Raw genomic sequence first — 22,780 nt, forward strand, 5'->3', positions numbered from 1 at the left:
GCGGCCATCAATGCTCTAACTCGCCACGTCCTTTGTTCTTCAATATCCAAGCGGTTTGCCTCGTTCAAAAAGGTTCCGGATTTCGTCCGCGTCAAGGGCGGCGTTGAAGATGCCTATCTCGTCAAGGGTTCCATTCAGGTTGCGGACCGCGAACCAAGGAGAATCGCGAAAGGGTTGCCCCCAATTTCCAATCTCTGCGGGTCCGATTCGCAACTCGGAAACGTAGTACTCGTCTACAATTTCTTCGCTACTAACCTGCTCACCGTTGACATACTGCTCGACGCGTCGGTGCACTGGGTCGTAGACCGCCGCCAGTTGCAGCCACTGCCCACTTTGGGAGACATCCCAGATCGGCTGGGTCTGGTAAACCCGATGGTGTCCCGCATCGCGGACGATCTTCTGGTCGAAACGATTAGCGACTCGAACATCCTGCTTGTCGTCGACCATTACCGAGAACATCAGTCGTCCGTCATTGCGGATCTGCCAATGGGGTTCACCATTCTCATAGCCATCGGCCATGAACAGCGAGTTATAGATATGATCGAGACTATTGATCTTGACCCATGTGAAAAACGTGAATGCCTGGAAGGTCCCGTCGATGCGAGTCCGAACGCGAGAGCCAGGTCGATCGAAATCCAGCCCGGTCGATTGGGGGCCGAACCGACCGGCAACGTGTTCAACGGGCCCTACCAGGTGGCCATTGCGACTAGCGCTCGTGGGTGCCGTATTGCGAATGATTCGCTGGGGCGCTGACCCTGCGACCGGATAATACGCGATCAGTCGCTCGTCACTGCTGATTTGCTCAGAAAAACTTTTCCACTCGGTGAAACGTTTGGTTTCGGCCTGCTGCAATCGCCTTTGCAAGTCGCCCCCGGTGCTCATGCCCGTCAACGCGATCGTTTCAGCCCCCGATCCCTTCAGCCATTCGCCCTGTCCGGTCACCAGATGATCGCCATCATGTGCACCTCCACGCAGTTCGATTTCTCCATCGAGAACTTCAACCCGGGCACGATCATCCCCCACTTCGAGGGCAAACTCAGTCCCCAGATCAATGATTTCGGAATCGGCGGCGTGCACCACGAAGCCACGTGCGACGGGCGGGACATTGGCTCGCAGACGCCCGTTGACCAGGCTGACTTCCCAATCGGACTCGAACCGCAGGGCTGCCGGGCCCTCGACAATCAGGGATGCGCCGCAGAACACGTCGATTTCCATGATGCCACTTTCGAACTGCAGCATTCCACTCGGCAGGACGTCGCCTTCATGGAATGAGAGGGCATCGTCGGACCATTGGACATCGACCGATCGCCGGAGCGTCGCATGCCCGGCAATCAGCGATTCTGTTGTCCGCCTTTTTGTGAAATCATATGCTGCAACTTGCTCTGATTTCCCTGTCACGCTTGTTCGTCCAACCCAGATCGCCAGACCGCTGATGATCGCGATGACTGATGCGGCGATCGCAACGTGTGCCCATGAGATCCCTGACACGCTATCAGCCCGGCGAATCGACTGGGCCGTTTCGGCATCGCCCCTGTCCAAGGGACTGGCAATTTTCGCCGGCGAGGAAACGACCGCGTCCATTTCGCTGGTAGCCATTTCCTCGAGTGATTCACGCAGATGTACCGCTCGCAGATAGGCTTGGCGGACTTCGGGACTGCGTTCGATCGCATCTTGCAGTCGGTCCAGTTCGTCTGCGGTGATCGTCTGATCGGTCGCCTGAAAAATCAGCCTCTGAGTCTCGTTATCCATGTTCTGAACCTCCAGCCAGACGCCCTTGAATGCAGTCAAGGATCTGTCGGCGTAGTAAATTGACTTTGCGATACAATCGTCGCTGTTGCTCACCGGTTTCTGCGGCAATGCGTGCGACGGATTGCCCCGGAGTGTGGACGCTCAACAGAAGTCGCCGTTCCGCATCTCGCAGTTTTTGCAAACAGAGTAGAAAGGCATGGTGTTCGGATTCCTGCTGGTCGAGCTGTTCCATCGCTGTGTCGGCCAGACATTCGATGACGCTTTCGCGAAAGACCAAACGGTCGCGAGCTCGATCTCGTTGCCAGCTGAGGGTTTTGTAGCGTGCGACCACGCAGGCCCAGCGAATGAATTCATGGGAGGCGTCCGACGCCTCCTTGGGCCTGAACTCAGAGTACTTTTTCCAACACTCTAGCGCCGTCTCTTGCACGACATCATCCACGCCCTCGGGTGATGGCAGGAGCGACCGGACGAATCGCCGGATCGCTTGGTCATGCCGCGAAAGCAAGATGACAAATTCGTTGTATTGGGTGTCTCGGTCCGACATAGGAAGCGATGCTGATTCGTTCGCGCTGAAGCAATTGCCAAAATGCACCTTCATCCCTGTGCACAATATGCCCTGTGTACCAAGATATTCCACGGCGCGGCGGATTTACCGCCGGCGAAGAAAAATAGATGCAAAGTGCCTGGGTTTGGTCTTCATTTGCCGCGAATTCGCAGGCTTGACCGCGGAAAATGTTTCAGGAATTCGGTGATGTGAGCCATTCCAATCGATTCCGATTTGAGATTTTCGCCAAGGCCGATGAGGGGGCCGGCGGCAGACGCCCCCCCCTTTCGAGCGTTTGCCGCCACGAACGCTAGCGTTTATGATGGGGATGATTGCCCGATCCTCGAAATCGACTTTTCGAGCCCCCCTCCACGTCATGATGTGTCGTCGTATCGACGGTCCATCAGCTCCCGCCTGCCAAGCAGTATTCATGTCGAGTCTGATTCTCCGAATTGTTGCTGTTGCATGTCTCTCGGCATTCCCAGCGGTCATACGAGCAGCGGAGAGCTCCGGAACGATCGACTTTGCCCACGAAGTCGTGCCGATCCTGCAGCGCAATTGCGTTCACTGTCATGGAGGCCGCGAAGCCGAGGGTGACTTTTCGCTCAACACACGCGCCGACGTGCTGGACTCGGGATTCGTTGAATCCGGTGATCCCGATACCTCCCATCTCCTCGCATTGGTCGCGTCGACGGATCCCGACGCCCAGATGCCGCCTGCCGACCGGCCGCGAATGAGTGCGGATGAAATCGCGGTGCTGCGACGTTGGATTGAGAGTGATTTGCCCTGGGATGCTGATTTCACGTTTGAGATCCAGACCTACGAACCACCCCTGCGCCCGCGATCGCCGCAGCTCCCGGCGGCGGAGGATGGACGGGACCATCCCATCGACTGCATTTTGGATGCTTACTTGGCCGAGCAGAATCTGACGCGACCGCAACGGGTTGATGATCGCACCTTTCTACGCCGCCTTTCGTTGGACTTGATCGGGTTGTTGCCCACCGGCGAACAGCTCGACGCTTTTGTCAATGACAACGATCCGAACAAACGCCAGCGGATGATCGATGAACTGTTGAGCGACCGCATCGGTTACGCCGATCATTGGCTCACATTTTTCAATGATCTGTTGCGAAACGACTACAGCGGTACGGGATTCATCACCGGCGGCCGCAAACAGATTAGCAGTTGGTTGTACCAATCGCTGTTGGAGAACAAACCCTTCGACCAGTTGGCCAGGGAGCTGATCGCGCCACCGACGTCGGAAAGCCAGGGCTACATTGATGGGATCAAGTGGCGTGGGGAGGTGAGTGCGGGGCAAACGCTGCCGATTCAATTTTCGCAAAGCATTTCCCAGTCGTTCCTCGGCATCAACATGAAGTGCGCGTCATGTCACGACAGCTTTGTTGATCACTGGACATTGAAAGATGCATACGGTTTAGCAGCGATCTACGCTGACGAGACGCTGGAACTGCACCGCTGTGACAAACCCACCGGCGAGACCGCGGAGGCGGCATGGCTGTTTCCCGAGCTCGGGCAAGTGGACATCAACGCACCGCGAACGGAGCGACTGCAACAGCTCGCCGCACTGATGACGCATCCGGAAAACGGGCGTTTCGCGAGGACGATTGTCAATCGCTTGTGGTACTGCTTGATGGGACGCGGCATTGTCCATCCGCTCGATTCGATGAAGAACGAACCTTGGAGCGAGGACCTGCTGGATTACCTGGCGACGGATCTCATCGAGAATGGCTATGACCTCAAGGCAACCCTCCGCCGGATCGCGACGAGCGAGGCCTATCAGTCGCGGTCCGAAATCGTCCACGGACAACCATCGAGTGAGGACTACATCTATCGCGGGCCGCGGGCGCGGAGGATGACCGCCGAGCAGTTTCTCGACAGTATTTGGCAGCTGACTGGAGATGCTCCAAATCAGTTCGATGCCCCGATTGTTCGCCGCCACGACGATCCCGACGCGGTGCAACGGTTGGAGCTTCAGGGCGAGTGGATCTGGGGGCCGCTTACCAATGGAACGGTGCCAGGGAATCAAACCTTGATCCTGCGGAAGCAGATCGACCTGCCTGAGTCTGTCATCGCGGGCGGTGCCTTGATTACCTGTGATAACCGATACCAATTTTTCATCAATCAAGAGCTGGTGAGCAGGAGCGATGACTGGACGAAACCACAATCGATTCGCTTGGCAAAGTATCTCGTGAAAGGGAACAATGACTTCGAGGTCATCGTAACGAATGATACCGCTGCGCCGAATCCGGCGGGATTTTTCTTGGATGCTCGACTGGAGTTGGCGGACGAGAGGCGGGTAACGATCGTGTCCGATGCGAGTTGGGAATATAGTCGTGAGGTTCCCGTGCCTCAGGATGACACGCTCGACACAGCGAGCATTGATCGCGAGCAATGGCAAAGCGTCACGGTGGTTCCCGCTGTGGCACCATGGACAAAAGTGATCGAAGATCAAGGTCCCTCACTGCTCGCTGCTGCGATCGGTAGCAGCGAGATGCCGATGGTCCGCACCTCATTGTTGAAGAACACCGCGCTGATGAAGTCACTGGGTCGTCCGATGCGTGAGCAAATTGTCTCGATGCGTCCGGATACGGTCACGACGCTCGAGGCCATCGACCTGGCGAACGAACCGACGCTGGCTGCGTCATTTGCGATCGGTGCCAAGCGTTTGCTCGCCGACAGCGATGGCGATGCCAATCGAATGATTGAGAACCTGTTTAACGCGGCACTGTCGCGTGCGCCGACCGCTCAAGAAAGAGATTTGTTGCTGGCCGCCCTCGGTGAGCATCCCGACGCGGCCACCGTTCAGGATGCGATGTGGGCGATCTGCATGTTGCCCGAATTTTTGACCGTTCATTAGGGACCGCCACGTAGGACAGGCTCCCAGCCTTTGGCCCCCACCACTTTCATCGAACAACCTGCCTCGCGACATTCCATGAATATTGAAAACGACCCCGCGGCTCCCGACTCGATCGTGCGTCGGGATTTCCTGCGCCGACTGTCGGCCGCAGGTGCTGCCGCACTCGCGTCGGGCACACCGCAGTTGCTCGCCAACAGCACGATCGGCGACATCGAGCACCCACGTCCTACTGCCGACGCTTGCATCCTGTTGTGGATGGGCGGCGGTATGGCGGCGCCCGATACATTCGACCCCAAGCGATACAGGCCGTTTGAAACGGGGTTGGCATATAAGGACATGCTCAGCACATTCCCAGCAATCGACACCGCCGTCGACCAGATCAAGATTTGCGAAGGACTCGAAAATATCGCGGCAGTGATGGATCGTGGCACGCTGATTCGATCGCACGTGCAACCGGACCTGGGCAGTATCCTGCACTCACGCCATCAGTATCACTGGCACACTGGCTATGTCCCGCCCCAGACGGTTGCGACGCCGCACCTGGGGGCGTGGATGGCGCGTGTGTTGGGAGCACCGAACCCGGTCATGCCGGCATTCATTAACATCGGCCAACGCCTCGAAGGTGTCGGCGAGAGCGAAGAGCTCAAGGCGTTCACAACGGGCGGTTTCTTCGGTAGTGAATTTGGGCCCATGAATTTGCCCTATCCCGATCAGGCCGCCGTGTCCGTGCGGCCGCCCAAGGGCATGCAATCACAGCGTTTTGCCAACCGAAACCGTTTATTCCAACGATTGGTCGACGCCAGTCCGGATCGGGATCGAATGAGCGACTATCACCAAGAGTCGATGTTGCAGTCGATGGATGCGGCGTATCGTCTGCTCAGCAGTAAAGATCGAAAAGCATTCGATATCACGCTGGAACCACGCGAGAGTTATGAGAAATACGATACAGGTCGATTCGGTCAAGGCTGCCTGCTTGCACGCCGGTTGGTCGAGTCGGGAGCACGCTTTGTCGAGGTGACGACCGAGTACGTGCCGTTCCTGAACTGGGACACGCACAACGACGGACACACGACGATGGAGCGTATGCACCGCGAGATCGATCAACCGATCGCTCAACTGATTTTGGATTTGGAATCTCGCAAACTGCTGGATCGAACACTGGTCATCGTCGCTTCGGAATTCAGTCGGGATGCGCTAACCGAAGGACAGCCGGGGTCCAATGCCAACGATCAAGCAAGTTTCAAAGGAGATCAGATGACCGAGTTGAAACATTATGGATTGCATCGGCACTTCACCGCCGGGTCCAGCGTGCTGATGTTTGGCGGCGGCATCCAACGCGGGCATCTGCACGGGGCAACCTCGCCCGAGCGACCGCTCGTGGCGATTGAAGACCCCGTCAGCATCGAGGATCTGCATGCTACGATCATGACGGCCATGGGCGTTAGCCCACGGACCGGTTTCGAGATTGAGGGACGTCCGTTCTACGTCACTCGCGACGGCAAGGGCCAGAGCGTCGAAAGGCTGTTCGCTTAGGCGGAAGACATCCATGGCAAAATATTTCCAACCGCACCAGAAACATGTGCCGACGCCCCCCCGAGCGTGGTTTTCCCGCCGTCTGGCGACGGCAGCTAAGATTCTCTCAGGGGTTCCCGAGGGACTCTTACCGTCTCTTCTTCTGGCCTTCGCCGCTGTTCCTGCAGCGACCGCGGCGCCGCCGACGCTGAATTTCAACCGTGATATCCGGCCTATCTTGTCGGACAAGTGTTTTGCCTGCCATGGGCCCGATTCACAGAACCGCGACGCGGGTTATCGGCTCGATACCGCCGAAGGTGCGTTCGCGGATCTCGGTGGGTACGCGGGGATTGTCCCGGGTGATCCCGATGCGAGCGAATTGGTGCTGCGCATTACTGAGGATGATGTGGACGAGCGGATGCCACCCCAAAAGCAAAAAAATCCGCTCACCGAGGACGAAATCGAGCTTCTCAGGCGGTGGATCGACGAAGGTGCGGAGTTTACGGGGCACTGGGCATTCGAACCCGTAAACCAGCCCGAGCCACCAACAACTCGGACCAACACCGAGGGCGAGATTGACCGGTTCATCGGTGCGCAACTGGAAGCGAGAGGCTTGGAGTTCTCGCCTGAGGCATCGCCCGAGACGCTCGTCCGTCGCTTGCATTTGGACCTGACCGGGTTGCCGCCGACACTCGCGGAGGTGGATGCGTTTGTCGAGAATCCTGAAGTGGCATTCGAGGCGACGATCGATCGGCTGATGAACAGCCCGCAGTTTGCCGAGCGGTTGGCCATCGACTGGCTCGACGTTGCCCGGTTCGCCGACACGAATGGTTATTCGATCGATGACCACCGCGATATGTGGGCGTGGCGAGATTGGGTGATCCAGGCCTTCCAAACCAACATGCCGTATGACGAATTCATCCGTCAACAACTCGCCGGCGACCTGTTGGACAACCCGACTGAGCAACAACGGATTGCCACTGGGTTCCTGCGCAACGGCATGAACACGCATGAGGGCGGAACCATTCCCGAGGAATACCGGGTGGCCGCGATTATCGACAAAGTCGACACTGTCTCGACGGCGTTCATGGGCCTGACGATGCGCTGTGCACAGTGTCACGATCATAAGTACGACCCGATCTCGCAGCGTGATTACTATCGGTTCTTTGCGTTCTTCAATACCTCCAACGAACCGGGCAAAGGCGGAGTCAACGGTAACACGAACCCCATGATTTCGGTTGCCCCGATCCTCCCGGATGAGACCGCGTTTCGGGAGTCGCTGGAGTCCCGCATCGCGGCCCTGCAAATGGCGAAAGCATATCCCGAGAATTTGCTCGGTGACGCGCGACTGGAATGGGAACGCGAGACACTTGCCAAGGCAGATGCGACCCTCGTCGCCCGCGCAAATACAGAGCCAGAAGCTTCCCCGTTTCCGATACCCGCCGCCGGCGAAGCGGAAGGGCTGTCATGGATTTGGTCCACCCCAACCGGAGCAGGTGAGTTTGCATGGTTCCGTAAGTCGTTTGAGCTAACCAGCATCCCAGAGCATGCTCAGTTGCTGGTCAGTTGCGATAACGAAGCCGAGGTCTGGGTCAACGGCAAGATCCTCGGGACGAATCCGGATTGGCGAACGCCGACGGTCTTTGATCTTCGCCCACTGCTCGTCGCAGGCGACAATTTGATTGCAGTCGCGGCCAAGGATTGGGAGAAGGGCGGGTCGAAAGCCGCACTCATCGCTCTCGCCGCATTTTCCGATGGCCATTATCTCCCCACCGATGGCAGCTGGACGGTGGCTTCGATCGCTCCTGCAGGTTGGAACCTGCCGGGCCATGACAACGGTTTTTCGCCGGCGGCGGTGGTGCTTCCGCATGGTGCGGCGCCGTATGGTGACGTGTTCGCCAAGCTAGGCGATGCCGGCGAAACCCGTCAACAACTCGCCCTCATCGCGGCGTTGCGAAAGCCCGATGAGGATCGCAGCCTGGAAGAACAGAATTTGGTAGCGGCCGAGTTCGGAAAGGCCAATCCCGACATGGGCAAACTGGTCGCGAATATTGATGGTGAGATCGGCGTGCTGCGGAAATCACTCGCCTCCGGCAAAACATCGGTGATGGTGATGAATGAAGCTGCGGCGGATCGCAAGACGCCGATACTGCTGCGAGGTCAGTACGACCAGCACGGCGAGTTTGTCGAGCCAGGGATTCCGGAGGTCCTCGGGGGCCTTCCCCCATCAACGCGCCCGAACCGTCTGGCACTGGCAAATTGGCTGATTGATCCCGCGCACCCGCTCACCGCCCGGGTCACCGTCAATCGCTACTGGCAAATGCTGTTCGGAACAGGGATCGTCAAGACGAGCGAGGATTTTGGGTCGCAGGGCGAATGGCCTTCGCATCCGGAGTTGATCGATTGGTTGGCTGCCGAGTTTGTCGAGTCAGGCTGGGATGTTCGCGGCCTGTTAAAGCAGATGCTGATGTCGCGAACCTATCGCCAGGCCTCTGATGTCAACGAGCACCTGATTGAGCTCGATCCCTACAACCGACTGTACGCTCGAGCACCCCGATTTCGCTTATCCGCTGAGGCGGTTCGCGACAGTGAACTGGCGATCGCGGGACTACTCAACGGCAGCGTCGGTGGCCCAAGTGTGTACCCACCCCAGCCACTCGGGCTGTGGAAAGAGGTCAGCCACTTTGGGTATGGAGGATTTTTCTCGGCGCAACATTATTTCGCCGACCGTGACGAGGATGTGTATCGCCGCAGTCTATACCTGTTTTGGAAGCGGACTTCACCGCCTCCGGTGATGACGACCTTTGATGCGCCCAGTCGCGAGACGTGTACCGTTCGTCGGTCGCTGACCAATACGCCGCTGCAGGCTCTCGTGCTGATGAATGCGCCGCAGTTTATCGAAGCCTCACGGGGGCTGGCGATGCGGATGTTGAAGGCGGACGAGTCCACCGGTGAACAAATTCGCCACGGCTTTCGACTCGCCACCGCGCGAAATCCGTCCCCCGAAGAGATGCAAATTTTGAATCACGCCTACGAGCGTCAATTGGCTTACTTCCATGCGTCGCCCGACCGGGCCGCGAGTTACCTGGGGCGTCAAAACGCAGGAACCATGCAGGTCGCGGATCGCTCCGCGACCCATCGTCCTGCTCGCTTTGATCGCGGAGCGATCAGCGACAATGCAAAGATCGCAGCGATGGCGTCGGTCGCATCGTTGATCCTGAATCTTGATGAAACGATTACCCGCGAATGATTACGAAGATGAACCAAGCTGCTTTAGCGTCTCGCCGTACATTCGTCAGCCGAGCTTTCGGAGGCGTCGGTGCACTCGCCCTCGGATCGATGCTCGACCCCAATGCCATGGCGAGTGCCAATGCCGCTCGTGCGGATCTGCCACATTTTCCGCCGACGGCGAAACGCGTCATCTATCTATTCATGTCTGGTGGCCCGTCCCATATCGACTTGTTCGACTACAAACCGGTGCTCGAACAGCAACACGGCGTAGAACTCCCGCCGAGCGTGCGTGGTGACCAGCGGCTGACGGGGATGACGTCGGGACAAAAGGGGTTCCCCGTATGTGGGCCGATCGGAAAGTTTGCGAAGCATGGCCAGTGCGGTACGTGGATCAGCGATCTGTTGCCGCACACGTCGAAGATTGCAGATGATATCGCGATCGTCCGCTCGATGAATACCGAGGCGATCAATCACGACCCGGGCATCACGTTCATCAACACCGGCTCCCAAATTCCTGGCCAGCCCAGTGCGGGGGCCTGGGCCAGCTATGGTCTCGGCAGTGAAAATCAGAACATGCCGGCCTACGTTGTGCTGCTGTCGCAGGGCAACGGCAAGAACCCGGGCCAACCGATCTTTTCGCGACTGTGGGGCAGCGGCTATTTACCCTCGAGCCATCAAGGCGTGATGCTCCGCAGCAGTGGCGATCCAGTCCTGTACTTGAACGACCCCAACGGCATCACCCGTGAGAACCGTCGTGAACAGCTCGATGACCTGGCCGCACTCAATCGATTGAAATTCCAAACCAGTGGTGATCCGGAAATCGAGACTCGCATTTCCCAGTACGAGATGGCCTTTCGGATGCAGGCTGCTGCTCCTGAAATTGCTGACCTGTCAAATGAACCCGAGAGCACGTTTGAAATGTATGGCGAGGACGCACGTCAGCCGGGGACGTATGCGTTCAACTGCCTAATGGCCCGCCGCATGGCGGAGCGAGACGTGCGGTTTATCCAGCTGTTTCATCGCGGTTGGGATCAGCACAATAGCCTCCAGCCCCATCTACGTGCCCAGTGCCTCGATACGGACCAAGCCTCGGCGGCGCTTGTCACCGATTTGAAAAATCGCGGGCTATTGGATGACACACTTGTGATCTGGGGCGGCGAATTTGGTCGCACCGCTTACAGTCAAGGCGCATTGGGCAGCGGGCGCGATCACCACGGACGCTGCTTCACCGCGTGGATGGCCGGCGGCGGCGTTCAGGGCGGAGTGTCTCATGGACAGACCGATGAGTTTGCCTACAACATCGCCGAAAACGGAGTCCACATCCGCGATCTTAACGCCACGATGCTGCATTGCCTGGGCATCGATCACGAACGTTTCACCTACCGATTCCAGGGCCTCGACCAAAAACTGACTGGCGTGGAACATGCCCACGTCGTGAAAGAGATCTTGATCTAAACGCGGTACGATCGTTGCGTCCAAATCTTTCGAGGTCAATGCCGCGGCAACATCCCAATCCCTCCCGCCGTGGCCGCATCGATGCAAAATGAGCAGGTGAATCCAAGTCCAACGCAGCAAATCCCTAGGGTCTGGTCCTGGCGAGAACGCCAGTCGAGGAACCAGAAGCATCCATAGAAAGGTATGAACGCGCCCCCGGCGTCGGCCACCGGAACAGTGTGCGTTGGTTAGCCCACACCTCCGTGAACTGGAAATATTACCCCCGTCCCATTTTCGCTCCCGTCCCGCTCCCTTTTCGCTCCGGCGCGTCCCATTTTCGCTCCGGAATCGAGGTCGATGAACGATACGCTTGGGATTGATATTGCAGATGGTCGGGCCGTTGGCCCTGCGACGATGCTTGGTGTCCACGAATCCAGGCTGTTGGCCTGGGCTAGGTAAACTGCTTGGGCTTTGCCCCCAAAGCGGTTTTGTTCTAAAAATGCCCCCTGTCACATTTGTTTTCGCCGTCACATTTGTTTTCGCTATTCCAGTGAATTTATGTCGATCGCAATGCGTGTGGCCAGACGATCCGCGTCGTGAATCAATTGTGTGAGCAGTGGCTCGATGGTCACGGGGTCGACGTCTGGTGTCTGATTCTCGAGTGCCTGTGCGGAGGCGACCACAGCCGTGGCATTCAAGCACAAGGCCGCTCCTTTCAAGGTGTGGGCGGCGCGAGAGAGTGCGACAGCATCGCCGGCATCCACTGCCGCGAGCATTCGATTGATCAGCGTCTTCGACTCTTCCAAGTAGGCATTCGCCAGCACGCGGGCCATCTCCTCGCTTCCGCCTGCCTGCTTGACCGTCACCGACCAATCGTAGAGTGAGTCCGCGTCTGCTGACACACCCGCCGGGGTGATTGGGTCTGATTTAGACCGCTCAGGTGCGGCAGGTTCGTGCGGTTGCGAGGTATTCTGGTCGGTGATGTTCTCGTCTTTGATGGTTTGTGAGTGGACAATGGCGGACGCTTGATTGACGACTCGTTGCAAGTCGATTGGATCGAAGGGTTTGGCGATGTAGTCGTCCATCCCTGCGGCGAGAAATCGCTCCCGGTCTCCTTTCATCGCATTGGCAGTCATGGCAACAATCCGTTGACGACGCCCATTTTCAGACTCCAGCTCACGGATGGCTGCGGTGGCTTCGAGTCCATTCATATCGGGCATTTGAATGTCCATGAGAATGAGATCAAAGACGTCGCGTTGGGCAGCTTCCACCGCTTCCCGGCCGGTGCACGCCAAGACGACGTCATGGCCCCATTTTTTGAGGAATCCCATTGCAACTCGCTGATTGATCACCCCATCCTCGGCTAGCAATACTTTGCGAGTTGGCCCGGTCGCTGCTGGCTCGTTAACAAGCCCTGTCCCGTCGTCCGCCTCGGTGATGCCCATCACTTCGAGTACGATGTCCAGTAATTCGGACGCAATGACAGGCTTTGTCATGAATCTCGCGATGCCCAGTCGCTGAAGTTTCGCTGACGCGAGACCGCTGGACGTCGACGAAAGCATGACTATTTTGGCATTCGATTGCTCGGAGAGTTTCGCTAGCTGGCCGGCAAACTGAAGCCCATCTACATTGGGCATGTGGTAATCCAGCAACACCAGCCTAAATGGATCATTCTGTTGCTCGGCACTGCAAAGTGCGTGCAGTGCCTGCTGACCATCACAGGCCAAGTCGGCTCTCAATTTCCACTGCATCAGCATCTCTTTGAGGATTCGCCGGTTCGTGGAGTTGTCATCGACGACAAGCACTCGCATGTCCTTAAGCCGCGACAACTCCGCTGGTCGCCGTGGCGTTTGATCGGTCGCGATGGAGAGATGTACGACGAAATGGAATGTGGTGCCCACGCCGGCTTCGCTTTCGAGCCAGACGCGGCCACCCATCATTTCGATTAAACGCGTCGAGATGGTCAGTCCTAGCCCGGTGCCGCCAAAACGTCGGGTCGTCGACGTATCGGCCTGCGAGAAGGCCTCGAAAACTTTCTGCTGCTCTTCTTTCGCAATACCGATCCCAGTATCGCGGATGGAGAAGTGTAGACCACCGGAGGGCGTCGTACCCTGTTCGGGATTGACGTCGACAAAAATCTCACCCTGCTCGGTGAACTTAATCGCATTGCCGACAAAGTTGACGATGATTTGGCGTAGCCGACCGGGGTCGCCGACGTGCCGCAGTGGGATCGATGGATCGATGCGTGCCGCCAGTTCTAATCCCTTGTCATCCGCTTTAATCATGAACAACTTCATCGCCTTGCCTACGCACTCACGCAAGTCAAAGTCGATATGCTCTAACTCCAAGTGGCCCGCTTCTATCTTGGAAAAGTCGAGGATGTCATTGAGTAGTCGCAGTAACGAGTCAGAGGATTGCTGCACGAGTCCCAAGAATTCTCGTTGTTCATCCTGGAGCGGTGTGTCGGCAAGCAGTCCCGTCATGCCGATGATGCCGTTCATGGGGGTGCGAATTTCATGACTCATGTTTGCTAGAAATTCACTCTTGGAACGATTCGACGCTTCGGCCTCAATTAAAGCGTTTTGTAGGGCAACATCGGTGCGATTCAGTGAAGCAGCACTCCAACAGATTAGCGCGCCGAATACAACGACGTTGGTAAGTACGAACAGAGACAGGCCCATCACGGGGTTGAACCAGCCTTGCAGCTGTGCCCACCATCGCAGCCAACCAATGATCACGGGAAGCAAGATCGCTGCAGGCAACAGCCTTCGTGCCATCACGCCACCCGCTCCACGATAGCTGATGATGGCCATCAATCCGGATGCGGGTCGCACACAGAGTATACCGATACACAGGATCGCAAACGTTACCGCCGTGTTCAACGCCATCGGGATGTAGCTCTTGACGCCAATCAGGCTCAACGAACTGTATGCATAGCCAATGATTGCGAGTAATGAAACGAGTGCAGCGGCAAGCGTCAGAATTTCCGCAGTGCGTACCCGTCTCGGCCATCGTCGATCCAAGAGAGCGATCGCCGATCCGCACAGCAAAAAATTCAGCGCCGTGTTGGGAGCCATACGGTTGGGGATTGGATAAGCCGCAAGTTTCGCTGGAAACAACCATCGATCAGGTCCAACGTCGAATCCCCACTTGTAATCCAGAAACCGGAAGACCGAAAACAAGATTACCGGGATGACCAATGCGACGGCCCACTTTCGCCGACTCGAGGTTGCGGTCGAGGTTGCGGTCGAGGTGCGTCCAGAGAGCCACAAGGCGGCCCCACAGAGCAAGAAGCCGATGGCGGTACCACCGGGGTTCATCGCGACACGGCCGGGTAGAACGGTTTTGAGCGGTTCAATATCGAATGTCCAGCCGATTAGGACGACGATACTCATCGCGACCACGCCCGCACTCGCGGCACGCGACACCGCGAGAAACCTCGCGTCTAAATGTGGTGTATCGAATTCAACCATCGACGAACCCCCTGACTGAGCTGTACCCTATTCAGAATAACAGATGTCCTCACTAAATAGTTGCAATATCGCGACTCGAGCTGCCTTCGAATTTGGCAGAGGTCTCCCGCACGCTACTCAGCCCTTTGCTCTGAAAAAACCGCGGTTTGTTTGATGAAACTCGGTGCAAACGAAGTCATCGCGCCGAGAGGGTTGTGCATGAAACCAAGTTGTTCCTGCACGCGATCGCACCGGGCAGGAGACCACCAAGACACTGAAAACGCTCGTTTTCGGCCACCGAAGCATGTCGCGTCTGTTAGCTGACCACCACCGTGACGTCGAAATATTACCTCCGTCACATTTTTCGTTCACCACATTTTTCGTTCACCACATTTTTCGTTCAACACATTTTTCGTTCAACACATTTTTCGTTCAACACATTTTTCGTTCAACACATTTTTCGTTCAACACATTTTTCGTTCAGGAGGTCGACGAACGATCTGTTTGGGATTGATGTTGCCAATGGTCGGGCCGTTGGCCCTGCGACGATGATTGCTGTCCCCGAATCCAGGCCGTTGGCCTGGGCTAGGTAAACTGCGGGGGCTTCGCCCCGAAGCGGTTATGTTCTGCGAATGCCCCCCGTCGCATTTGTTTTCCCGTCGCATTTATTTTCTTGCGTCCCCGATTGATTGGGCATCTCGGGGGACGGCATCAACGAGACGCGAAAAGCGTTTCTCCAGAAACACGTCGTTGCGCCCTCGTTAAACGCTGTGCGATGGATCGCGTTCGTTGGCAGAGGTCATGTTGTCGCCTCGTAATCACCGTTCACATACCATTGTCGGTTCGACGCGGTCGCGGCAGTTCACTGCTTCGGGGTGATGCTGCCGAGCCACTCGGGTACTTTCCAAGCATCTGACTGAAAGGCAGCCCGCTCAGTGCGCGGTGAATTTCAATCCGATGATGGACACCATCAATAGGATGAGAAAGAAGATGCGTCCGGCGCTCACGGGCTCGCCCAGAAACGTCATGCCTAAGACAATTGTGCCGAAGGTGCCGATACCAACCCAGACGGCATAGGCTGTCCCGATTGGAAGAGTTCGAGCAGCAAGGGCGAGCAGATACATGCTCGCGATGATCCCAACGATGGTTAGCACGCTAGGAACGAGCTTCGTGAAGCCCTGGGTGTACTTTAGGCCAATCGCCCAGCCAGCTTCCAAGAGACCTGCAACAACGAGAAAAACCCATGACATGATAACGCTCCTTGGAGGGACGCGTCGTCTTATCTTAACCGGGTACGTCGCACATCGTCCGGGCCTGAGTGGCAATCACGATGATAAGTTGTGGGCCGAATCGATCGCTTTGTCAAGGTCGACGCTTGGGATTTAGACGCGCCTCGCGTTACAGTGTTTCACCCCATGCGTTCGGCTCATCGAGCATCTGATCCCCAACGACGTGCATCGCTGCCCAACGACGCTGCCGAGACTCTCAGGTGTCCGCCCCTCGTCCTCTACTTCTCGATTCGCCAGCAGCGGTGGATGCGGCGATTGCGAAACTCGTCGGGGACGGTCTGTTTTGAGATCTCGTGAATCGCGGTCGCCGTGATCGCCTCGGTATCGAACTTGAAGCGGCGGAAGTTTGTGGAGAAGAAGATCGCGCCGCCTGGCCGAACGAGTTTCAGGACGTTATTGAGCAGCGGGACGGCATCGGTTTGCACGTTCCAGTCCTCGTCAGTCCGTTTGCTGTTGGAGAAAGTGGGCGGGTCGCAGATGACGAGGTCATACTTTTCGCCGGCCCGGTGGCGGCGGATGAACTCGCCGACATCCATGGCGGTGAACCGATGCTGGGGACCACTCAGGCCGTTCGCAGCGAGATTTGCTTGGGCCCAATCGAGATAGGTTTGCGATAGGTCGACGCTCGTCGTCGACGCGGCGCCGCCGGCCGCCGCATAGGTCGTGAACGAGCCCGTGTAGGCAAACAGATTGAGGACGTTTTTTCCAGCAGCTTGCTCGCGAACCATACCGCGTGTCACGCGGTGGTCTAAGAACAAACCGGTATCGATATAGTCCGCGAGATTGACAAGGAACGTCAGGCCCCCTTCCTGGACGGGGATTTTCTGATCGGTTTGGGAGACTTTCTCGTGCTGAGTGCTTCCCCGTTGCCGCGAGCGTCGTTTCAGAAACACATTTTGTTTCGGCACATCGAGTGCTTCGCCTGCGGTGGCGGCCATCAGGTCCAACCACGCGGCGTGCTGGGCGATGTCGCGATCATGTGGTCGTTCGAATTCGCTCAGGTGCAGGTAGTTTTCATAGCGATCCACGACGAGCGGGATCTCAGGAACGTCGCGTTCATAGAGACGAAAACAGGTAATGTTTCGCCGCGCCATGACTTTCCGAAAATGCTTCGCACGTTTCCGCAACCGCGTGGCAAACAAATCGGCTTGGTGCTTCGCGTTGTCGGGCAAGGCACCAAAGGCCGCGTCGCCCACGGCATGGACGTAGGGCCGCGCGGGCTTTTCCGATTTCGGATCAGGAACCACCCGCTCAGGGGCAGTCTGTTCAGTCGTCGTGGTCTCGAGGGTATCTTGCGAAACCGGTTGCTCGCTCGATGACTCCGGTGCAGTGTCTGGTGTTCCCGCGTCCGCGACGGGCTTGGGGCCTTGGAACTGGAAGTACGTGCACTCGATGCGCCCGTTGTAGAGTTTACGCCGCCGATCGGCACTGCGGCCGAGCACCTTTTCGAACGCCGAAAAGGAGGTGAGGAAGTAGAAGGACCATGTCGGTAGATGTCGCAGCACGTTGGGCAGGGATGCGTATAGTTCTTCGATTTCCCAGTCACGACCGAGTCGCATCCCGTAAGGCGGGTTCGTGATCAGACATCCAAACCGCCGGCTGCTGCGGAGATCGCGAACGTCCGCGGTCTCGAAATGAACGTCCGCGGTCACTCCGGCCGCCTCGGCATTCTCGCGAGCGAATCGGAGCACTCGGAAGTCGCTGTCGCTGCCGAGCAAACGTTGCGGCAGTGGGTCGAGCACACCTTGCAATGCTTCGGTGCGGAGTTGCAGGATCGCTTCACAGGGGGCGTCCTGCCACTGTTCGAAGCGAAATTCGCGAGATTGGCCCGGTGCCATGTTGCGCCCGATCATCGCGGCCTCAATCAGGATCGTACCGCTGCCGCAGAACGGGTCGATGAGCGGGCGGTCACGTTTCCAGTAGCTCAGCATCACCATGGCCGCGGCGAGCGTCTCCTTCAGCGGTGCTGCGGTGACGGCGGAGCGGTACCCACGACGGTGCAGACTGCGACCAGTCGTGTCGATCGTGATCGTCGCGGTATCCTTCAACAGTGCGATATCGACCGGGTAGGAGGCCCCCGTTTCCGGTAGCGTCTCGGTACCATGATCCCTCCGCATCGCGTCGACGATGGCTCGCTTGACGGCGCGCTGGCAAGCCGGAACACTCGTCAGTGTTGATTTAACGCTACGCCCGGTAACCGTGAATTCGCCATCGACGGGGATCCAATCGCCCCAGCATATCGCTTTGGTCGTATCAAAGAGCGCATCGAAGTCGGCCGCGGGAAACTCGGCGACACGGATCAATACCCGATCGGCACATCGCAACCATAGGTTGGCCCGGGCGACCGTTTCGAGGTTACCACGAAAATGCACCCGCCCCGACTCGCCGATCGTGGCGTCGATGCCCAGTGCGGTGAGTTCACGCCGTACGATCGCTTCGAGCCCAAAGGCACAGGCGGCGATCAGATCAAATTCTTGTTGTTGAGAGTGCATGAGGATCTCTTTGTCCAAAGCAGGGAGTGGGTGCGAATTGCGGTTGTGGACGTGGTGACACGTGCCGGTTGCGAGATTGTTGGCAAGGATGTGGCAGCAGGGATCCATCGCCGAAGCAAGGCAATCCTAAGCGTTGAATCCAACGTGCCAAGTGTCGCCAGAGGGTGGGGGCCACGTTCGGGCGAACGTTGTTACGCGGGTTGTTCACTTGCAGGTGTTGCCTGGCCATAAAAAAACGGCTCCAGTGAAACCTGGAGCCGTTGCATAAATTTTCACGGTGCGAGTAACAGTGTACTCAGTTCACTGAAACGCGTTTGAATTCGATGATCTCGGCCTCAGGGCTGAGCGTCTTGACGGCCACTTCAACAGTCTTGCTGTCGTCGAGGGCGAAGAACTGGCTCAGCAGGCAGCGTTCTTGATCCAAAGCAGTGTTGTCGGCGATGAACCGTTCGATCTTCCCAGGAACGATCTTGTCCCAGATTTTTTCAGGCTTGCCTTCGGCTTTGAGTTCGGCCTTGATCGCTTCTTCGGTCGCTGCCAGGACGGCGGGCGTCAGTTGGCGACGACTGGCGTACTGGGGCACATTCTTGACCGGCTTGCCCAGGTTTTCCTTCTCGTTGAGTTCGTTCTCAGCGATGATTTGCGCCTTGAGCGATTCGGTTTCCTTCTCAACGAATTCCGGATCGAATTCGTCGGGGTGCAGGATGGAAGGCTTCATCGCTGCGATGTGCATCGCAACGCCCCGGAAGAATTGGGGAGCTTCGTCTTTGCCGCCGTCTTTGTAGGAGACCAACACGCCGATTTTGCTGCCGGCGTGAATGTAGGAAGCGATGTTTTCGCCTTCGACAACTTGAACGTCCGAGACTTCGATCTTTTCGCCGGTTCGACCGGTTTCAGTCACGAGGTGTTCCTTGACGGTCGTGCCTTCGATTTCCAAAGCGTTGACGTCGTCGACGCTCTGAGCACCGTTATCCATCGCCAGGCGAGCGATACGCTCGGTCAGGGCGATGAAGTTTTCGTTCTTGGCGACAAAGTCCGTTTCGCAGCTCAGGGCGAGCAGCATTCCCTTGTTGCCTTCGGCGATCACCACGACGACGCCTTCGTTGGCATCGCGATCGGCACGTTTTTCAGCGACCTTTTTCCCTTTTTTACGCAGGTAGTCCAGGGCACCTTCGATGTCTCCACCCGATTCTTCGAGTGCTTTCTTGCAATCCATCATGCCAGCGCCCGTTGACTTTCTCAACTCGCTTACGTCTTTGGCAGAAACGCTCATCTTTACTTCCTAAATATCAAGAGTCAAATATCTATTTTGTTTGGTTGTGTTTAGCTCGGGCACCGATGGGGTGCCGTTGATCTGGAGAGCCCGAAATGGGGTAGCGGCGGGGCACGTAGCGATGCCACGTGCAGATGCCGGTTGGGCTCGGTGGGGCATTCCACGGCCAGCGAAGGTGATCCCGGAAAAATTCGGGACCACTGAAAATACTGGCCGCAGGCACCACTGCAGTTAAGCTTGCCGAACCGTGCCACCCATTGCAAGTGGCACGATTGAACAGACGTCTAACCACATAGAGAGGTATTACTCGCTGGCGGGTTCGCTGGCAGCGGCTTCGGCAACAACAGGCTCGGGAGCCGCTGCGGGCGCTTCGCTGGCCCCGGGAGCTTCGCTCTGAGCGGGCGGTGCACCGGCGTCGCTCGCTTGAGTTTGCGTTTCACCCTTACCTGCGATGACCGCGTCGGCGAGTTCACGCATGATCATCTCAACGCTGCGGATACCGTCATCGTTGCCGGGGATCGGCAAATCGATATCGCTCGGATCGCTGTCGGTATCGATCAGGGCAACGGTGGTGATGCCCAACCGTTTGGCTTCGCGGACCGCGTTGCGTTCTTTGCCGGGGTCGACGATGAACATGACTTCGGGCAAGCGGTTCATCGAACGCAAGCCGTTGAGGTTGCGGTACATCTTGCGATATTCGCGGTTGAGCGACGACTGCATCTTCTTGCTGTAGGCGTTGATCTTGTCGCCGCTGCGAAGGTCTTCGAGCTCTTCCAGACGTCCCAGACGACTACGAATGGTGCGGAAGTTCGTTAGTGTTCCACCGAGCCAACGTTCGCTGACGAATGGCATGCCGCAACGCAGCGACTGTTCTTCGACGGCTTCGCCGGCTTGCCGCTTGGTACCGACGAACAGGATCAAACTGCCGCCTGCAGCGACTTGCGAAAGATACTTCTTGGCTCGCAGCAGTCCGCGGAGTGTTTCGCGAATGTCGAGAATGTGAATTTGGTTTTTCTTGCCGAAGATGTACGGTGCCATCTTCGGGTTCCAGAGACTAGTACGGTGCCCAAAGTGGACGCCGGATTCGATCATCTCTTTAACAATTGGGTTTGCCATCAGCTTGATTTGGCCGCAGCGACGCGGCGCATTCTCCAGGTTGGTTTCTTTCACATCGGGTTCGAGAATGGACGCAAACGGAGGCAACCGTCAGCGAGATTCCAGAGCCTTGCGGCCCTTCGCCCCACCAAATGGACATGAAAGACGAGTGTGAGTTGGCCGGAATCCACGCGGTCCCGGCTCAGACGAACGCGAAATGCTAGGAAATGATTCGTGTTTCCACAACCCCAGCGTTTGAGAAACCGACGCGGTCTCAGAGACCTAATTGATCGGAGAGTTGCCGCTCGAATTCGGTGCGGTGATACATCGCGTGAATCAGATCGATATCCTCCTGCCGCTGCTTGGTCTTGCGACGGGCAAACATGCGTGCCTGAGTGCTCACCATCACTTCGGGGGGGAGCAGTGAAGTCTGCCCAAACAGCCTCGCGTAATTGACGTAACTTGGCACGTTCCCGGTGACGAAACCGTACATCATGCTGCACACGCCGATCACTTTGCCGGTAAAGATTCCGGTGTTGATAGCGCTTTTGGAATAATCGCCCATGATGCAACCGAGGAACTGCATCCCAGTGGCGATCTTTTCTTCGCCGTACTGGATGTTAATCTTCCCATAAGTATTTTTGAGGTCGCTGTTACATGTCCCCGCCCCGAGGTTGATCCAGCTGCCGAGATAGCTGTGTCCAAGGAACCCATGGTGCTGTTTATTGGTAAAGGGTTCGATCACCGAGGCTTCGACCTCGCCACCGATCTTCGTGGTGTGCCCGAGCGAGACACCGTCTTTGATCGAGGAGTGCTCAATCACTCGGGTATTGGCCCCTGCGTACAGGGGACCTTCGAGAAAGCAGAAGGGGCCAACCTGGACGTTGTCGTCGAGCACGATCGCCCCGCCCCCCGTATGGATCGAATTATATTCTCCGATAGATACGCCCGCACCGACGAACACACCGTCCTGGAGTTGGTTGTAGCTGCCTGCGGCAATTCGATATTCGATCGATCCGTTGATGCACTTCATCTGTGCGGAAACGACGTCGTGGGGCCATCGGAATTCGTGCAACTTCCGTGGCGAGCGAGCGGCGGTGGTGGCCGCGTGTCGGCAGAGGGCCGCGTAGGGGGGCGTGGGGGCGGCGTCGACAGATGTTTTTCGCCGCGCAGCGGTAGACTTGCCGGCCTCGTCGGCATGCTCCGCAGCGGCCTGGGCGGCGGCGTGGCGGAGTGCTTTGGCGACCTCCGCAGCCGGCAACCACGCGGCGAGCACGGCTCCGGCGGCTGCCGGTTCGGCATCCCCGTCTGGCTCCATGTCCGTTTCGCCCCGCTGACCGGAGGACATGACGACGGCAAATCGTTGCTCGCCCATGAGCTCTCGCAGGCTCTGCAAATTGCCCACCGAGGGCACTAAACGAGCGTTGACCAACAAAATGTCCGAAACCTCAGCGGCCGCCGGGTCGGGGGCGGCAATCGATTGCGGCACGAGATCGAGTCCGTAATCGGCGACCTGAATCGCCTGCAGGTAACTGCGGACATCACCGACGAGCGTGGCGTCGCTGGTCTGGCGCCGCAAGTCGTCGAGCCAGTCAACGAGGCGATAGCCGGCACACGTGATCGCGTACGCGGGGCGGGCGTGAATGATCGGGGCAAGCTTCTCGACGCGTTCGTCTTCAAAACAATAAATCAGCATCGGGCCATTCCTGATAGAGCGGACGGGAAACGGGGCGATCGAGTGAGCTCCGATGCGTAAGGGGGCGGGGCGTGAGGGCCAGCCGGTACCCTGCCGCGGCGCGGCTCACCGCGGCGCCATGAAAAGTCACGGAAA

12 protein-coding genes and 1 riboswitch are annotated in these 22,780 nt (G+C 57.6%); of the genes, 4 read left to right on the forward strand and 8 right to left on the reverse strand.

The window, feature by feature from the left end:
* Nucleotides 1-39: 39 nt before the first annotated feature.
* Together SH410x_RS19845 and SH410x_RS19850 are read right to left on the reverse strand one after the other, a co-directional pair.
* Nucleotides 40-1,749: a LamG-like jellyroll fold domain-containing protein gene (locus SH410x_RS19845; protein ID WP_473670200.1), complete on the reverse strand. Its 1,710-nt coding sequence runs from the start codon at nt 1,747-1,749 to the stop codon at nt 40-42.
* The gene (locus SH410x_RS19850; protein WP_473670202.1) at nt 1,742-2,293 is read right to left on the reverse strand and encodes a sigma-70 family RNA polymerase sigma factor; all 552 of its coding nucleotides are present in this window, start codon (nt 2,291-2,293) and stop codon (nt 1,742-1,744) included. Before SH410x_RS19850 ends, SH410x_RS19845 begins: the two co-directional genes overlap by 8 nt.
* A gap of 430 nt (nt 2,294-2,723) precedes the next feature.
* Between SH410x_RS19850 and SH410x_RS19855 the strand changes: the two genes are divergently transcribed.
* The 4 genes from SH410x_RS19855 to SH410x_RS19870 all read left to right on the forward strand — a co-directional run bounded on the left by SH410x_RS19855 (nt 2,724) and on the right by SH410x_RS19870 (nt 11,369).
* A complete protein-coding gene (locus SH410x_RS19855) occupies nt 2,724-5,171 on the forward strand; it encodes a DUF1549 domain-containing protein (RefSeq protein ID WP_473670204.1) in 2,448 nt (815 codons plus the stop codon).
* A gap of 75 nt (nt 5,172-5,246) precedes the next feature.
* Complete coding sequence (locus tag SH410x_RS19860; protein ID WP_473670206.1) at nt 5,247-6,704, forward strand: DUF1501 domain-containing protein; 1,458 nt, start codon at nt 5,247-5,249, stop codon at nt 6,702-6,704.
* Nucleotides 6,705-6,717: 13 nt separating this feature from the next.
* Nucleotides 6,718-9,933 carry a PSD1 and planctomycete cytochrome C domain-containing protein gene (locus SH410x_RS19865; protein WP_473670208.1) on the forward strand — a complete coding sequence of 1,072 codons (3,216 nt, stop codon included), beginning with the start codon at nt 6,718-6,720 and terminating at the stop codon, nt 9,931-9,933.
* Between the two features lie 8 nt (nt 9,934-9,941).
* Nucleotides 9,942-11,369 (forward strand): DUF1501 domain-containing protein, encoded by a 1,428-nt coding sequence (locus SH410x_RS19870; protein ID WP_473670210.1) that lies wholly within the window; start codon nt 9,942-9,944, stop codon nt 11,367-11,369.
* Between the two features lie 521 nt (nt 11,370-11,890).
* On the opposite strand, the gene SH410x_RS19875 is transcribed toward SH410x_RS19870, so the two are convergent.
* The 6 genes from SH410x_RS19875 to SH410x_RS19900 form a co-directional block, all read right to left on the reverse strand.
* Nucleotides 11,891-14,821 carry a hybrid sensor histidine kinase/response regulator gene (locus SH410x_RS19875; protein WP_473670212.1) on the reverse strand — a complete coding sequence of 977 codons (2,931 nt, stop codon included), beginning with the start codon at nt 14,819-14,821 and terminating at the stop codon, nt 11,891-11,893.
* Nucleotides 14,822-15,732: 911 nt separating this feature from the next.
* Complete coding sequence (locus SH410x_RS19880; protein WP_473670214.1) at nt 15,733-16,050, reverse strand: DMT family transporter; 318 nt, start codon at nt 16,048-16,050, stop codon at nt 15,733-15,735.
* Nucleotides 16,051-16,068: 18 nt separating this feature from the next.
* Nucleotides 16,069-16,128, reverse strand: a riboswitch (guanidine-III (ykkC-III) riboswitch).
* A gap of 179 nt (nt 16,129-16,307) precedes the next feature.
* Entirely contained in the window at nt 16,308-18,581 is a 2,274-nt protein-coding gene (rlmKL, locus tag SH410x_RS19885) for a bifunctional 23S rRNA (guanine(2069)-N(7))-methyltransferase RlmK/23S rRNA (guanine(2445)-N(2))-methyltransferase RlmL (RefSeq protein ID WP_473670216.1), read from the reverse strand.
* Nucleotides 18,582-18,876: 295 nt separating this feature from the next.
* Entirely contained in the window at nt 18,877-19,854 is a 978-nt protein-coding gene (gene tsf, locus SH410x_RS19890; RefSeq protein WP_473670218.1) for a translation elongation factor Ts, read from the reverse strand.
* A 303-nt stretch (nt 19,855-20,157) separates the two neighbouring features.
* Nucleotides 20,158-20,970: a 30S ribosomal protein S2 gene (rpsB, locus tag SH410x_RS19895; protein ID WP_473677359.1), complete on the reverse strand. Its 813-nt coding sequence runs from the start codon at nt 20,968-20,970 to the stop codon at nt 20,158-20,160.
* Between the two features lie 253 nt (nt 20,971-21,223).
* Nucleotides 21,224-22,645 carry a putative sugar nucleotidyl transferase gene (locus tag SH410x_RS19900; protein ID WP_473670220.1) on the reverse strand — a complete coding sequence of 474 codons (1,422 nt, stop codon included), beginning with the start codon at nt 22,643-22,645 and terminating at the stop codon, nt 21,224-21,226.
* Between the last annotated feature and the right edge of the window lie 135 nt (nt 22,646-22,780).

This window comes from Rhodopirellula sp. SH410 (genome assembly GCF_055811895.1).